The organism is Sphingobacterium shayense, assembly GCF_013179575.1.
GTDB lineage: Bacteria > Bacteroidota > Bacteroidia > Sphingobacteriales > Sphingobacteriaceae > Sphingobacterium > Sphingobacterium shayense.
In genome coordinates this window covers 1-15300 of sequence record NZ_JABMCQ010000097.1, presented here as the reverse complement: position 1 = coordinate 15300, position 15300 = coordinate 1, and the positions used below count along the sequence as shown (strand labels likewise).

Here is a 15300-nt window from a genome sequence, read left to right as displayed (position 1 = left end):
GTATTACATAACCTGCTTTGTTATTTGAAGGTAGTTGACCATCGGCAATAGCAAAACTTACCGCTCGAATATGGTCCGATAACACGCGCATTGCGACATCAGTTTTTTCGTCAGCCCCATATTCAATTCCACAACGAGATGCTATATACTGAATAGTCGGTTGAAAGACATCGGTGTCGTAATTCGAGGTCTTGCCCTGAATAGCACGTACCAAACGTTCAAAACCCATCCCTGTATCCACGTGCTTGGCTGGCAGCGGCGAAAGAGTACCATTTTTCAATCTATTGAATTGCATAAAAACAAGATTCCATACTTCAATCACCTGAGGGTGGTCAGCATTAACAAGTTCTTGCCCGGGAACATTTTCGCGCTCTTCAGACGTTCGCATATCGTAGTGAATTTCTGAACATGGACCACATGGACCCATCTCGCCCATCTCCCAGAAATTATCTTTTTTATTCCCTAGTAAAATTCTGTCTTCAGCAATAAATTCTCTCCAAAAATCATAGGCTTCCGTATCTTTAGACAAGCCCTCGTCATCGTCACCTTCGAAAATAGTGACGTACAATCTATCTTTATCAAGTTTATATACCTCGGTAAACAATTCCCAAGCCCAAGCAATTGCCTCTTTTTTGAAATAGTCTCCAAAAGACCAATTCCCAAGCATTTCAAACAAGGTATGGTGATACGTATCAATTCCTACTTCTTCTAAGTCGTTGTGCTTTCCGGAAACACGCAAACAACGCTGTGTATCAGCAACGCGTGGATACTTCACATGTGCCTCCCCTAGAAACAACTCTTTAAACTGATTCATGCCTGCATTGGTAAACATGAGCGTAGGGTCGTTTTTTACAACCACAGGTGCCGAAGGCACGATCTGATGAGATTTACTCTCAAAAAAATTTAAAAAAGCGCGACGTATTTCTTTACTAGTCATTGAATTCTATACTGTATTTTAGATTGCAAACTTACTCAAAATTGATTGGTCTTACAAAGGAGAAGATGGATAAGAAACCCAACTTTCTTTCACATTAGATCAAATACAACCTACGAGAAAAGCAATTGAGCTCAAATGGTATCTCACACTACAGCCTACCTTCGAAAACAATATCTCCCTCATCGGTTCAATAGAACATCCAAAGAGACACGGATATAACAATCGATTCTCACCTTGTCCTTGCAAACCATCCATAATCGACACGCTCGGTATTCGACCACCAGAACATAGCTGAAAATTCACCTCATCATCGCGTACTCCAATAATAAATATAGAATTTCAACGACCGAAACAATTTATTCTCTAAACGCATCAGCGTTCCAAGAAAGATCCGTTTTTAAGGCGTATATTGTAAAAAAATAAATTAAAAAACGTTACCTTTATAAGGCAGTACCCTGCGAATAAATAGAAATATTTGTGGGAGGCTCCCGACGATTGCTAAAGAAAAACGGGACTATTAAAAACATCTTATTTTTAATAAAAAATCTAATTGAACGGATGGCAAAAAATATAAAGCCAAAAGTTCAAAACAGAAATCGAATAGTAAAATTAATATAACAGGAAATCGTGATACGCAGGCACTTTCCTCGCACCATCTATATACCAAGTCGATTGTGCGCCTCCTGCATAATTTGTATGAAGAAACTTTTGGTTCCTACTGACTTTTCAGATAATGCTTTTTTAGCTGCAACCTATGCTGCAACAATTTGTAAAAAACAAAATTACAGCCTGCATCTCGTCCATTATTACACCGCGACTTCGTCCGGATTTGAAGAAAACGATATAAACGCGTTAACTGCGGATCCAGGCCTATTGAAAGCTGACCTTACAATCAAAGAATGGACACACAAACTTCAAAGTGAATTCCCCGGGATTGATATCTCTTACCACAATGAACGAGGATTGCTTCAAGAAGCACTATCAAAAGAAGCAAAAAAGGAGGGATATCTAGCAATAGTTATGGGAACAACTGGAGCGACCGGGGCAAAAAATATATTTTGGGGGAGCAACACTGCGATTATTACAATGCGTTCACCAATTCCTGTCATTGCGGTTCCAAACAAACCTGTCCATACAGATATTAACAAAGTAGGATTACTTACAAACTTAAAACAAGAAGAGCTTATCACATTACAAGAATTTCTACACACTATAAAAGGAGACATTGATCTTGCATTAATTCATGCCCATAAAGAAGAAGAGAGCCTGACCTCAATTCAGGAAAAATTAGAATTATGGCTTGTAAATATTGAACCTTTTAACGCGGTCCGAAACGTAAATTATTTAACCGCTCCGATTGTAAAGGACGACAAGAATTTAGACACGGTTCCCGAGGTTATCAGCAAAATCATTTCGGATAACGCTATTGATTTAATTTTAATAACGAAAAGTAGAAAGACATTTTTTGAAAGGCTTTTCACTACCTCGGTATCAAAAGCGATGACGCTAGATCTTCAGAAGCCCGCATTTTTTGGAAAAACAATTTAAAAACGTAAATATTATGAAGAAAATATTAATACCTGTCGACTTTTCTGAATATTCATACGCTGCAGTAGAATACGCCTGCCAGATAATTTCAACAAATCAATCGCAGCAAGAGCTGGATTTACTTCACGTATATACCAATCATTCGAATTTATACGTCAATCGAGATTTGGACCCCGACATTGTAGACCCTCAAATTGAGATATCAGAACGAGAAATGGCCAAGCTGATTGAAATCGTAGGACAGAAACACCCTGGTATACAAACAAATGCACTTTACCGTAACGGTAATCTTTTCGAGGAGACAAGTAAAGTAACTGCGAATTTCCCCTACGATGCCGTTCTCATGGGAACGAAAGGCTCATCTGGCATCGAAGCGGTTTTCCTCGGAAGTAACACCTACGATGTCATATTAAACACGAAGACACCTGTTTTGGGAATTCCAAAAGAAGCAACCAAATTTAAGAAACAGCGAGTAGGCCTATTGACAAACTTCAAAGAAGCTGAAATTGAAGTACTTGCACAAGCTATAAATTTAATCGGCGGTGATTTTGAACTTATGCTCATTCATATTAATAAGGACGATCAAGATATACGAATTATTGATGAAAAGTTCAAAACGTGGATTGACTACATTGTCGAGCGCTCTGGTATCAACGATATCTCCTATCACGTAAAATCCCGGGCCCTGTATAATAAGGCTGTGGAGAATATTTCCCACGCCATTAACAATGTTATTATCGACGAACAAATTGATATTATTTTAGTCACAAAAAGTAGAAAAAGCTTTTTTCGAAAACTGATTAGCGAGAATATTGTCCGCAAAATGGCGTACAACATTACTACACCAACATTTTTTGCTCGTGTTCATGCCACGAAATAGATTTCAATCCGTTACATTACATGGAAATACTCCAATTTAATGCAACAGTCGTCGCGCGTATTACAATACGTCCGTCACGCAGACAAGCTTGGTGTTTGGCAATACGGTTGCAGAAAGCACCAATAAAACTCAAAATGATTAACACCGTTTCCAATGACAAAAACTAATTTGATAAAAACAACTTTTATCGGCTTTTCAAGTCTTTTGAGCACTGCCGCCCTAGCACAAAATACAACAACTGTCGAAAATACAACGCCATTTGCACCTGCGACACATTACAGGACATGGTCAATTGGGGTTAATGCCGGCGTACTAAATCAATCGAATATCTTTGGTTTCAATCAAGATGGCTTCAGTAAATTAGAACATAACGTCGGCTATAGCGCCTATGTTAAAAAGCAACTCTCTCCTTCTTTCGGTATAAAAGCTCAATATCTAGGCGGTAAGATCTCTGGGACAAATGAAGATGCCGCCGAGGGTGTGATTAGCAACTTCGAATCTAAATTACCATGGTCAGCTGCACTATCGGCCGAATGGACCTTAGCGAATACGAATTGGCGATTCTTTAATAGCATCGTAAAACCGTATGCAGCGGTTGGCCTGGGTGCAATGAGTTTCGAAACAACAACAACAGTTGATGAAACTATTGCTACCGCGGATAGCCAAACTAAATTATATGTGCCTGTAGATTTCGGTTTTAAATTCGCAATTGCAAAAGGAATCAACCTTGATTTAGGATATCAACTTAATTGGGCGAACCAAAATCTTGACGGCAAACCAGAAGGAACATTCAAAAATGACCTTTTTTCTTATGCACATGCAGGAATTGAAGTTGCTTTGGGTAATGGAGCAAAACCAGCGTTAAACAACTCAAACCCTGTTGCTACTCTCGTTAACGATTATAACGCAAAGTATGATGAGCTAAAAGCGGAACGAGACGAGTTGGTTGCCGCAAACAACGAGCTGAAATCTCAAATGGAAAGCCTCCACAGTCAACTAAACGACGATGATAACGACGGTGTTGCAAATAAATTTGACAAATGTCCGAACACCCCTGCCGGAATTCAGGTAGACGGGGCGGGATGCCCTCTCCCTGAACTAAAAAATGAAACGAAAGTAATCGAGAAAATTATCGTTACCGAAGAAGATAAAAAGGTTGTCGACGAGGCTATTAAAAACCTTGAATTCGATTTGGGAAAATCAACGATTCGCACAACTTCATATCAGTCGCTAAACCGCGTCGCGTCACTTTTGATTGAGAAAAACTTCAGCCTAAAATTAGCCGGACACACGGATAACACCGGGTCTATGAGCACGAATATGAGATTATCGAAAGAACGTGCAGAAGCAATTAAATCCTATTTGGTATCTAAAGGAGCAAATGCATCACGTATCGAAGCTATAGGCTATGGTCCAACACAACCTATCGCACAAAACACATCAGCGGAAGGACGCCAGCAAAATCGTCGAGTTGAATTTACATTATTTTAGTATCAGTTAAAAAAGCATTAATTTAGGCTGTCAGCATTCATGACAGTCTTTTTTTGGCCCAAAGCCGTACACATCCGCTCCAAAAAGCTGTACTCGACGTCGAATATCAGCTACATAAATACAAGCCATCCTATAACTATCTGTATTACAAAATGTTTATTATTTGTTTTAGAAAAAAAATATTCCTATATTTGCACCGCCTTAGGCAATAGTGCCTATTGTATAATTTATTTCATGAACCCATTTTTAGAACTGGGAATCCGTCATGAAGTTGTTAATGCCATCACTGAGATGGGTTTCGAAACCCCATCTCCTATTCAGGAAAAAGCCATTCCTGTTTTATTGACTGGTAACGACGATTTTGTCGGATTAGCCCAAACCGGCACAGGAAAGACCGCGGCATTTGGTCTTCCGTTATTAGAGTTAATTGACTTTACTCAAAAACACCCACAAGCGTTAATTTTATGCCCAACCCGTGAATTGTGTTTGCAAATTGCAAAAGATTTAGAAAAATTCACAAAATACATCGACAACGTAAATGTTGTAGCGGTTTATGGTGGAGCAAACATTTCCGATCAGTTACGTCAAATCCGTAAAGGAGTACAGATCGTAGTCGCGACACCTGGACGTATGCTAGACATTATTGGCAGAAATGCTATTGACTTCTCAAATGTAAAATACGTTGTATTAGACGAAGCTGACGAGATGTTAAACATGGGTTTCCAAGAGGATATCAACAATATTCTCTCAGAAACTCCAGACACAAAAAAAACTTGGTTGTTTTCCGCAACTATGCCTAAAGAGGTTCGTCGTATTGCACAAAAATACATGAAGGATCCAATTGAGCTCACTGTCGGAACGAAAAACACAGGTAATGCAAACATTGAGCACCATTATTATTTAATTAGGGCTAAAGATAAATATGCGGCGTTCAAACGAATTGTAGACTTCTATCCAGAGATCTTTGGTATCGTTTTCTGCCGTACGAAGATTGAGACGCAAGAAATTGCGGAAGCTTTAGTTAAAGACGGTTATAACGCGGATTCATTACACGGAGATTTATCTCAACAACAACGTGACAAAGTAATGAAACGTTATCGCGAACGTAACTTACAACTGTTAATCGCAACAGATGTTGCTGCGCGTGGAATTGACGTGAACGATGTAACACACGTTATCAACTTCTCTTTACCTGATGAAGTTGAAAACTACACTCACCGTTCGGGACGTACGGCTCGCGCCGGCAAGACAGGTATCTCCTTGTCACTAGTAAACGTAAAAGAGCAAAGCAAGATTCGCCATATTGAAAAAATAATCGGTAAATCATTTGAACGTAAACAAGTTCCTCAAGGAACGGAAGTTTGCGAGAAACAACTTTTCGCTATGATCGACAAGGTTCACAACGTTGAAGTGAACCAAGAACAAATCACTCCATTCCTTCCATCGATAATGGAAAGTATGCAGGATCTATCAAAAGAGGAAATTATTACTCGTTTCGCTTCTTTAGAATTCAACCGATTCTTAGAATACTATCGCAATGCACCAGATTTAAACATGGAAGCTAGGGAAGGTGGTCGAAAAGAGGAACGTGGTGAGCGTGGTGAGCGTGGTGAGCGTAGAGATCGATCAACTTCAAAAGGATACACTCGGTTATTTATGAATTTAGGCTCTGTGGATGAATTTTCTCGGGGAGAAATGCTTGGATTCATTTGTAATACTGCAAAAATTTCAGGTAAATCAATCGGCAAAATTGATCTAAAGGGAGTATTTACATTCTTCGAAGTAGAGGACGGTGAAGTACAAAACATCTTTACTAACTTCAAAGACGTTGACTTCAATGGTCGTCAAGTTCGTATCGAAGTATCAGGCGATGGCCGTTCTGAAAGCCGTGGAGGACGTAGCCGCGGAGGAGACAGAAACAGAGGTGGCGATAGACGCGATCGTCGTAGCGGATCTGGATCTAGAGACAAAAGAGAATCATCTGGAGGTTTCCGTGATTTCTCTGGAAAGAAACAATATTCTAAGTCTAGATATTAATCTCATTTTTTTTATAACATGGAGCCAGGTTTTAATCGAACCTGGCTTTTTTGTCGTACAAAATAATCGTACGGATACCAGAACCCAAATGAACTTCATCTTTTTTAGTCAAGTCCACTGCCAAACAAAATAAGAAGTTTGGAGTTAATTGCAAAACAAACACTATCGTAAAACCATTATTATTGAACGTGAAAACTGAATCTATGGAAAATCCAACCAGAATCTTCGATCTTGCATATCGACAAAATATGCTATACCCCGATTTACCGATGTTTGGAACCAAATCAAATGGAATATGGCAATTAGTTTCAAGCGAAACCTTTATCGAACAAACAAGACTACTTTCTAAAGGCTTTATCGAACTCGGTGTACAACCAGGAGATAAGGTTGGATTGATATCGGAAAGTCGTTACGAATGGCATGTAGCCGATTTCGCTATACAACAAATTGGCGCAGTAACAGTTGCTGTTTATCCTAATATAACAGATGCTGATTATCAATTTATATTCAACGAAACCGAAATTAAAATTTGTATTGTTAGCGATATGTCCCTCTATCGTCGACTTTCGAATCTTGTGGATTCAATTTATTCACTTAAATATATATTCGCGATCAATAGCTTCGAAGATTCCCGTAATTGGAATGAACTGACGACGATCGGCAAAAATATACAAAACGAACATTTAGATAGGTTAATCGACGCTGTTAAAACTAGCGATCTAGCAACTTTAATCTACACCTCAGGGACTACAGGAAAACCTAAAGGGGTTATGCTAACGCATTACAACATTCTAAGCAATGTCTTCTCCGCACGCGAAGTCACACCTCTTCAGGCATATGGAAGAGGATTAACCTTCCTTCCGCCTTGCCATGCATATGAGCGAATGGTTATCTACACCTATTTCTACATCGGCCTTACCGTGTATATAGCAGAAGGATTAGAACGAATTGGTAGCAATATCAAGGAGATAAAACCCCATATTATGACGGCTGTGCCTCGTATAATGGAGAAAGTTTTCGAGAACATCCTTAAAACAGGAAACGAATTATCGGGCATAAAAAGGAAAATTTTTGACTGGTCAATCAGGGTCGCTGAACAATACGATCCGACGGGGGAAACTAACACTTATATATATAAACAAAAACTATCTTTAGCGCGCTCACTAGTTCTCAATAAGTTCTATGACGCGTTAGGTGGAGAACTGGTTACTATCGCTTCGGGGAGCGCTTCGCTTCAACCTCGTATCATCCGAGTACTGTTAGCTGCAAGGATACCGATATATGAAGGTTATGGATTATCGGAAGCCTCGCCGCTAATTGCTGTAAATTTTTATAATCGCGGTGTTCGTGTTGGTACCGTGGGTAACGCGGTTTTAGGCGTGGATATCAAACTCGCTGACGATGGTGAAATCCTCGTTAAAGGACCGAACGTCATGCAAGGATACTATAAAAATAAGGAGGCTACCGATGAAGTAATTAAAAACGGTTGGCTTTACACAGGAGACATTGGAAAATGGGAGGCTGGAGATTATTTAAAGATAATTGATAGAAAAAAAGAAATGTTCAAAATATCCGGGGGCAAATATATCGTGCCTCAACCTATCGAAACAAAACTCGTCGAATCTCCGTTAATAGAACAGGCAATGGTTGTTGGCGATAACATGAAATTCGCCGGTGCGTTTGTAGTTCCTAACTATGCGAACCTAAAAAAATGGGCAGAAAAAAGTGCACCAGAATTGCTCAATTTGTCACGTGAAGAATTTCTGCGAAGTGAGGTCATATATAAGCGCATACATCAAGATGTCAAGACTGCGAATAGACATTTAGGAAATTGGGAACAAATAAAAAAAATCGCGATTTTACCTGACGAATTCACCATAGAGAGTGGGGAGCTCACGCCAACACTAAAGATGAAGCGGCGAGAAATACTCCGCAAAAACCAGAAAGCCTTTCACGAAATTTATCAATAATACTACCTAGATAGTTCTTAAGAGATACATTACAACGAGTCCGAATTCAGATCGAACTCGTTGTTTACTGGATAGAAACTCGATGTGTATTGGAAAAAAACAGCCCCTATATTCCTCCAAATTTCACTAATTATGAACATCAATTATCATCTGGCCAATCCACTTGATAACATGTTTATGCAGCACAAAAACTTGTTGTAGTACATCACTCGAAGTCTGTTTTTAACCGTGCACGGCCGAACATTTGATTATCTAAAATATTCCTTCAAAGAGGTATTACATTCGAGCGAAACTATTCCGAACTAAACACAGCTAAAACAGAAATTTAGGCACCGCATAACCTACCTTAGGCTCGTCGAGCAAACTAAATTTCGTTTAAAGGCCGACGTTTTCGTTGCATTTGTTCCCGACGGGAGCGCCTCAATCTTGACGACCTTGACGGATAATGCCTTTTATCCGTAATGTTGTTAAATAATAACGCAACAAGAAACAATATCACTGCTCCCGTTAATACAGGACTAACTACATACCAATATCCAAGCTCATATATCTTTGTCCCACCAGTTACCGCAATTAGAGCTGTTGCTCCGCCCGGTGGATGAAGCGTGCGAGTAACCTGCATCGATACAATACAAAGAGCTACCGCCAACGGTGCTTTCAACCAAATGATATCCGGAAAAAATTGACCAATAGTAACTCCTACAAAAGCAGAAACCACGTGTCCCCCTATTAGATTTCTTGGTTGTGCAAGGGGACTATCAATTGCGCCATATACTAACACTGACGATGCCCCAAAAGAACCTATCAAGAATATATTTTCTACCGCTGGCAAATTAATCGATTGGAAATATGCGATGCATAGTATCCCAAAAAAAGCTCCGATAAAAGACCAAACATGTTCACGAGGGTCGATGAGAGTTTCCTTATAAAACACGTAGCGATATACACGTAAGTGTCTATGGATTTGCTTTTTCACAAACTTTCTAAACTATTTACTACGTTGGCGTACAGCCTCATAAATCACGATCCCTGCCGATACAGACACGTTTAACGAACCGATTTCTCCAAACATCGGGATTTTCGCTAATTTATCAGAAATACGTATAAGATCATCTGAAACGCCTACATCTTCCGCCCCCATTATAACGCAGGTCGGAGTCGTGTAGTCTATTTCATAAATAGAGTCTTGCGTTTTCTCAGTGCTAACAACTAACTGTACACCGGACTCTATCAAAAATCGTCCTGTTTTCCCTAGAGAATCTTCTCGGCATACTGGAATTTTGTATAACGCACCCGCCGAAGTTTTTATCGCGTCGGGGTTTATTTCGGCCGATCCTTTTCTAGGGACAATAATCGCATGTACTCCCGCACACTCGGCGGTACGGGCTATCGCTCCCATATTACGAACGTCGGTAACCCCATCCAACATTAACAATAGCGGAGTCTCACCTTTTTCATAAATAGTAGGGAGTAAGTCTTCTATGCGTTCATATACAATTGGTGATATAACCGCTATAACGCCTTGATGGTTCTTTCGCGTGATCCTGTTTAATTTTTCTATGGGAACCTGTTGAAAGCCTATATTATGTTCTTTCATTAAGGATTTAAGCTCTAGAAATAGACTTCCGCTTAACCCTCGTTGGACGAATAAAGATTCGATTTCTTTACCGCTATCTATAGCTTCAATTACAGCGCGAATACCAAAAACCATTTGGTTCGATTCACGTTTTTCTCCTCTTTCTTTACGTTGGAAATTTTGCATTTTATAAACTAAAAAGTAAAAACTTTAAAGCTGTAGCACAGTAGGATACGACACTTCAAAATTACAGTCTGCAAAGATACAAAAAGAATATCCGTTAACTCAACCCTAAATTAAATGCTTTTCGTAAAGTATCTAAAGCAGGATTCTTGGCAACCATTGCTTGATATTTTTCCTGAGAAGTGTACGGTTTGCGGACTTTTGTCACTTCTACTTGCACCCCACGGATATCTAAAGCAAAATTGCGCAATTCGACACGTAAAAAATTTAGTATATCGATCTTACCGAGCTTAAGTTCATCCATCTGCACACCATTTTCTACATCAATCTCTATGAGGGTACCGTTTAGCCTTGGCGTGTTTGATGTCATGATGGTATAAAGAGTAATACGGTTAGTATTTTTTATGGTCTCGGCAAACTGATTCCATTTGCCAAGAAACACGTCAGAAGTTATCTCTTGGAAATCAGAACCTTCCACCAAACTAGGTTTTTCTGCTTCTTCCGTCGATTTCTCATCAAAAATATTATTTAGATTGGGTACCTGAACCGATGAGGTAACTTTACCCCACCCCTTTTTTTGTCTTGAAATAACATCGGTTGTCGGAATTGTCTCGGGAACCGGATCGATAATTTCCGAAGCGGGACTGGGGGCTGATGAGTGTTTTTCTTCTTTAGGAGCCGCTATCTGATCGTTAGTAGCAACTGAGCGTATTACTGGTTGATTAGGAAGTTTTTTTTTTACTTCAGTCGATGCTGAATTTGTAATCTCTCCTTGTTTACTTAGCAATATCGCAGAAGCAATATGACACATCTTTAATAGCGCGAGTTCGACTTGTAATCGTTGGTTCTTACTCGTTTTGTAATTAATTTCACACTGATTAGCTATATTCAATGCCGACAAGAGTAGTCCAACGCTAATTGTTTTAGATTGTTCTAAATATTTACGTTTAATATTATCGCTGACCTCTAATAGTTTTAGAGTTGATGGCTCTTTCGAGACCAAAAGATTACGAATATGAGTGGCTAATCCACTTATAAAATGCCCCCCGTCAAAGCCATTATTTATCACTTTGTCGACGACCAACAGAGTTTGAGCGGCATTTTCTTCTGAGATATGATCTAAAAGTTGAAAATAGTAATCGTAATCAAGAATGTTCAAATTATCAATGACGGCTTGATACGAAATATTCTTATTCGAAAAACTTACAATCTGATCAAACATCGATAAAGCGTCACGAAGCCCGCCGTCAGCCTTCTGCGCAATAATATGTAAACCATCCGGCTCAAACGATATGTTTTCTTTTGTCGCAATTCCGGCAAGATGATTGGCCATATCATCCACTTTAATCCGATTAAAGTCGAAAATTTGACATCTTGACAATATCGTTGGTAGAATTTTATGTTTCTCTGTGGTTGCAAGGATAAAAATTGCATAAGTAGGTGGCTCCTCCAACGTCTTCAGAAAAGCGTTAAACGCCGCTTGAGAAAGCATATGCACCTCATCAATGATGTAGATTTTATATTTACCAACTTGAGGCGGGATACGCACCTGTTCAATTAAACTACGAATATCATCCACAGAGTTATTGGAGGCAGCATCAAGCTCATGAATACTGAAAGAATTACCTTGTTGAAAGGATTTACAGCTATCGCATTCTCCACAAGCTTCGACAGTTTGACTTATCTTTTCGCAGTTTATCGTTTTGGCTAAAATACGCGCACAAGTCGTCTTTCCTACACCACGTGGGCCACAAAATAAAAAAGCTTGAGCTAATTGATTATTGTGGATCGCGTTCTTGAGCGTACTTGTAATATGCTGTTGACCCACGACCGAATCAAACGTCGCTGGGCGATATTTTCGTGCCGAAACAATAAAATTATCCATTGTACGAAGATAAGATTTTATACAACAAAAGTTAAGCATAGAGTAAAAAAAGCACGACAAAAGTTTTTTATTGACACCCGTTCAGAATCGATCAAAATTTAAACTATAATTTGATTTGTCGATTTTACAGTAACACCCTTTATTGTTAGTCGCGCACGTTTTATACTAATCGAACGTTTCTAGTAACAACTTCTTATCTCGCATATTGAGCATGCTGAAAGATTATATAGAAATAATTTTTATAAAAACAATATTTATTGTATTATATTTATATTAAATATAGGTTATTAAAATATTAAGAATGTTACTCTCCAACAAATATTATTTCTATGTTATTGTTGCGTTATGCCTCAATTTAATAGTTGTTGTTGGAAAGTCGCAAACTAAGTCATTAGATTTTTATAACGGCCCATTTAGTTTTACTATCGACAACACAATAGATGTATCTTTCTCGGATAGTCTCTCTACATTAAATATTGCGAAGTTCTACGCTAGAATGAATAATGGCAATTTTGCGCCAATAATAAAGTCATTACAGATGTACCGCGAAAAGCACAATTTAAATGACTGGTTATATTATCAACTTATCCGTCAAACTGCTCAGCAAATGAGTGCTAAATCACACAACTACAATCGCTACACATTGTATAAATGGTTTTTGATGTCCAAGTCAGGTTTTGATGCGAGACTTGCTTACAGAGGAGATCAACTGATCTTCTACGTTAAAAGCGAGGACGAAATTTCCGATCTTCCTTATTTCACGCTTAACAAAAAAACATATGTTTGCCTGAACTATCATGACTTTGGTGAATTATTTGAAGCTAAAAAACACTACACCCTAGTCGACATCTCTATCCCCGAGGCGATCAACGGATTCAGTTACAAAGTAACTCAACTACCTGACTTCGCCCCTAATAAGTACACGGAAAAGGAAATTAGTTTTGATTATGATGGAAAAAGTTACCATTTTAATGTGCTAGTAAACGAAGACATAAATACAATATTTAAAAACTATCCGATAGTTGACTTCGAAACCTACTTCAACATTCCATTAAGTAAAGAAACATATGCATCTTTAATACCGGTCCTAACGAACTGCACCAAGAAACTCTCTACGGAAAAAGGAATTGATTATATTATGAAATTCACTAGATATGCCTTCCTTTATGAAGATGATAGGAAAATATTTGGCCAAGAAAAAAGAATGCCTCCCGAACAAACTTTGTTGAATCCTTCAAGCGATTGTGACGATAGAGTGGCGCTCTTTTTTTATTTGGTAAAAGAAATTTACAACCTCCCTATGATCGCATTGCGGTACCCGACACACGTGACAATTGCCATTCAATTTAAAACACCGGTTGGAAAAAGCATTTTATATAAGGGAGACTATTACTCTATTTGCGAGCCCACGCCACAACAAGAAAATTTAGGTATTGGTCAATTATCAAAAAAACATCAAACTGAAAATTTTGAAATAGTCTACCATTACTCCCCATAATAATAAAATGGAACTGCCCTTAATCGAGTAGGAAGATAGGGATTATTTCCCTATCTGTCCTCTCACACCACCCGGCATACGGATCCGTACCAAGGCGGTTTGTTAGAATAACGTCGTTTGATGTGTTGTTCTCCAGTAATAGTAGTCCGCAAATCCTTCATAGCCTAATTTAGTGAAATACGAGTTTGTCAGCGTTGTTTCGAGTATGGGGCTTGTCCCTGTTCGAGTGTAAGATTTACGAGTGTAGGCATGTTGGTAGGCAAGCCAGTGTTTAGCACCTAATTTCATTAGGTTCCGGATTCGATTTCTGCCTGTCTTCCATTGTTTCCAAAGTAAAACGCGTAACCGTCTTCGGACTAATTTATCTAGTTCTACCATCACTTTCTTGTTCGTGGCTATACGAAAGTAGTTGATCCACCCCCGAGTAATTTGCCTTAACTTAGTTAATCGTACATGCATAAGAGTTGGTGAGTTTCGGCGAGTATTTTGACGTATTTTCTCTCGAAGCCGTTCTATACTCTTAGGCGAAATACGAATGTGCCAGTATCCCCGAGTTTTAAAGAAGCTGAAACCTAATAAGCTACTTTGAACAAGCCTACTTATATTACTCTTTTCTCGGTTTACCTTCAGTTTGAGGACAGATTCGATATAGCTAGTGATGTTGTTCATTACACGCTGTGCGGATTTCTTACTCCCCGTGTAGATGCTACAATCATCGGCGTAGCGTACGAAGCGATGTCCTCGCGAGCTTAGCTCTGTGTCCAATTCGTTTAGGATAATATTAGACAAAAGTGGACTCAAAGGACTACCCTGTGGTGTACCTTCTGTTCGCTTCTGTTCGAGCCCATTTTCCATAATGCCACAACGAAGATATTTCCCCATGAGTTCTAGAACTCGGCGATCCGTAATCTTCTTGCTCAAAAGGTGCATCAATTTGTCATGGTTCACTTGATCGAAGAATTTCTCCAAATCAAGCTCCACAACCCACGTGTATCCCGTGTTGAGATATTCTTGTGCTTTACGGACGGCCTGATGAGCATTCCGATGGGGTCGGAAGCCGTAGCTGTTCTCGTGAAAATCACCCTCGTACTTTACGCTAAGCCACCCAGAGATGCTTTGTTGAATAACTCGGTCGATGACCGTGGGAATACCCAACATACGCTTGCCACCATTTGCTTTAGGAATCTCTACTTTCCGGACAGCTTGTGGGTGGTAAGTGCCGCAGAGAATGTCCAACCTCAAGGTGCGCCAATGCGTGTTCAGGTAGTCACGAAGTTTATCGATCTGCATACCAT

General features: G+C 39.2%; 11 protein-coding genes. 6 read left to right on the top strand and 5 right to left on the bottom strand.

What is annotated here, in order from left to right; all coding sequences use genetic code 11:
• Positions 1–937, bottom strand: a 937-nt coding sequence (locus tag HP439_RS12045; RefSeq protein WP_246229343.1) for an alanine--tRNA ligase-related protein, incomplete at its 3' end; no start/stop codon positions are given.
• 696 nt (positions 938–1633) lie between these two features.
• On the opposite strand from HP439_RS12045, the gene HP439_RS12040 reads away from it, so the two are divergent.
• The 5 genes from HP439_RS12040 (at position 1634) to HP439_RS12020 (ending at position 8863) form a co-directional block, all read left to right on the top strand.
• Complete coding sequence (locus HP439_RS12040; RefSeq protein WP_172390588.1) at positions 1634–2485, top strand: universal stress protein; 852 nt, start codon at positions 1634–1636, stop codon at positions 2483–2485.
• Positions 2486–2498: 13 nt separating this feature from the next.
• The gene (locus tag HP439_RS12035; protein WP_172390587.1) at positions 2499–3365 is read left to right on the top strand and encodes a universal stress protein; all 867 of its coding nucleotides are present in this window, start codon (positions 2499–2501) and stop codon (positions 3363–3365) included.
• A 153-nt stretch (positions 3366–3518) separates the two neighbouring features.
• Positions 3519–4856 (top strand): OmpA family protein, encoded by a 1338-nt coding sequence (locus HP439_RS12030; protein ID WP_172390586.1) that lies wholly within the window; start codon positions 3519–3521, stop codon positions 4854–4856.
• A gap of 234 nt (positions 4857–5090) precedes the next feature.
• Entirely contained in the window at positions 5091–6893 is a 1803-nt protein-coding gene (locus HP439_RS12025; protein ID WP_172390585.1) for a DEAD/DEAH box helicase, read from the top strand.
• A gap of 203 nt (positions 6894–7096) precedes the next feature.
• Complete coding sequence (locus HP439_RS12020; RefSeq protein WP_172390584.1) at positions 7097–8863, top strand: AMP-dependent synthetase/ligase; 1767 nt, start codon at positions 7097–7099, stop codon at positions 8861–8863.
• A 364-nt stretch (positions 8864–9227) separates the two neighbouring features.
• Here HP439_RS12020 and HP439_RS12015 read toward each other — a convergent pair whose 3' ends face one another.
• The 3 genes from HP439_RS12015 to HP439_RS12005 form a co-directional block, all read right to left on the bottom strand.
• The gene (locus HP439_RS12015) at positions 9228–9839 is read right to left on the bottom strand and encodes an HPP family protein (RefSeq protein WP_172390583.1); all 612 of its coding nucleotides are present in this window, start codon (positions 9837–9839) and stop codon (positions 9228–9230) included.
• Positions 9840–9851: 12 nt separating this feature from the next.
• Positions 9852–10625 (bottom strand): 23S rRNA (guanosine(2251)-2'-O)-methyltransferase RlmB, encoded by a 774-nt coding sequence (gene rlmB / locus HP439_RS12010; protein WP_172390582.1) that lies wholly within the window; start codon positions 10623–10625, stop codon positions 9852–9854.
• A 94-nt stretch (positions 10626–10719) separates the two neighbouring features.
• Positions 10720–12507, bottom strand: a complete 1788-nt coding sequence (locus HP439_RS12005) for a DNA polymerase III subunit gamma/tau (protein WP_172390581.1) — start codon at positions 12505–12507, stop codon at positions 10720–10722.
• Positions 12508–12808: 301 nt separating this feature from the next.
• Here HP439_RS12005 and HP439_RS12000 point away from each other — a divergent pair, with 301 nt between their 5' ends.
• Positions 12809–14005, top strand: coding sequence for a hypothetical protein (locus HP439_RS12000; RefSeq protein WP_172390580.1), 1197 nt, complete (start codon positions 12809–12811; stop codon positions 14003–14005).
• Positions 14006–14107: 102 nt separating this feature from the next.
• Here HP439_RS12000 and ltrA read toward each other — a convergent pair.
• A partial coding sequence (gene ltrA, locus HP439_RS11995) for a group II intron reverse transcriptase/maturase (protein ID WP_172390579.1) occupies positions 14108–15300 on the bottom strand: 1193 nt, incomplete at its 5' end.

What these genes read in the sequence shown, in the direction of transcription:
- HP439_RS12040 (WP_172390588.1), top strand. Translation starts at nt 1,634, where the DNA reads ATGAAGAAACTTTTGGTTCCTACTGACTTTTCAGATAATGCTTTTTTA.
- HP439_RS12035 (WP_172390587.1), top strand. Translation starts at nt 2,499, where the DNA reads ATGAAGAAAATATTAATACCTGTCGACTTTTCTGAATATTCATACGCT.
- HP439_RS12030 (WP_172390586.1), top strand. Translation starts at nt 3,519, where the DNA reads ATGACAAAAACTAATTTGATAAAAACAACTTTTATCGGCTTTTCAAGT.
- HP439_RS12025 (WP_172390585.1), top strand. Translation starts at nt 5,091, where the DNA reads ATGAACCCATTTTTAGAACTGGGAATCCGTCATGAAGTTGTTAATGCC.
- HP439_RS12020 (WP_172390584.1), top strand. Translation starts at nt 7,097, where the DNA reads ATGGAAAATCCAACCAGAATCTTCGATCTTGCATATCGACAAAATATG.
- rlmB (WP_172390582.1), bottom strand. Translation starts at nt 10,625, where the DNA reads ATGCAAAATTTCCAACGTAAAGAAAGAGGAGAAAAACGTGAATCGAAC.
- HP439_RS12005 (WP_172390581.1), bottom strand. Translation starts at nt 12,507, where the DNA reads ATGGATAATTTTATTGTTTCGGCACGAAAATATCGCCCAGCGACGTTT.
- HP439_RS12000 (WP_172390580.1), top strand. Translation starts at nt 12,809, where the DNA reads ATGTTACTCTCCAACAAATATTATTTCTATGTTATTGTTGCGTTATGC.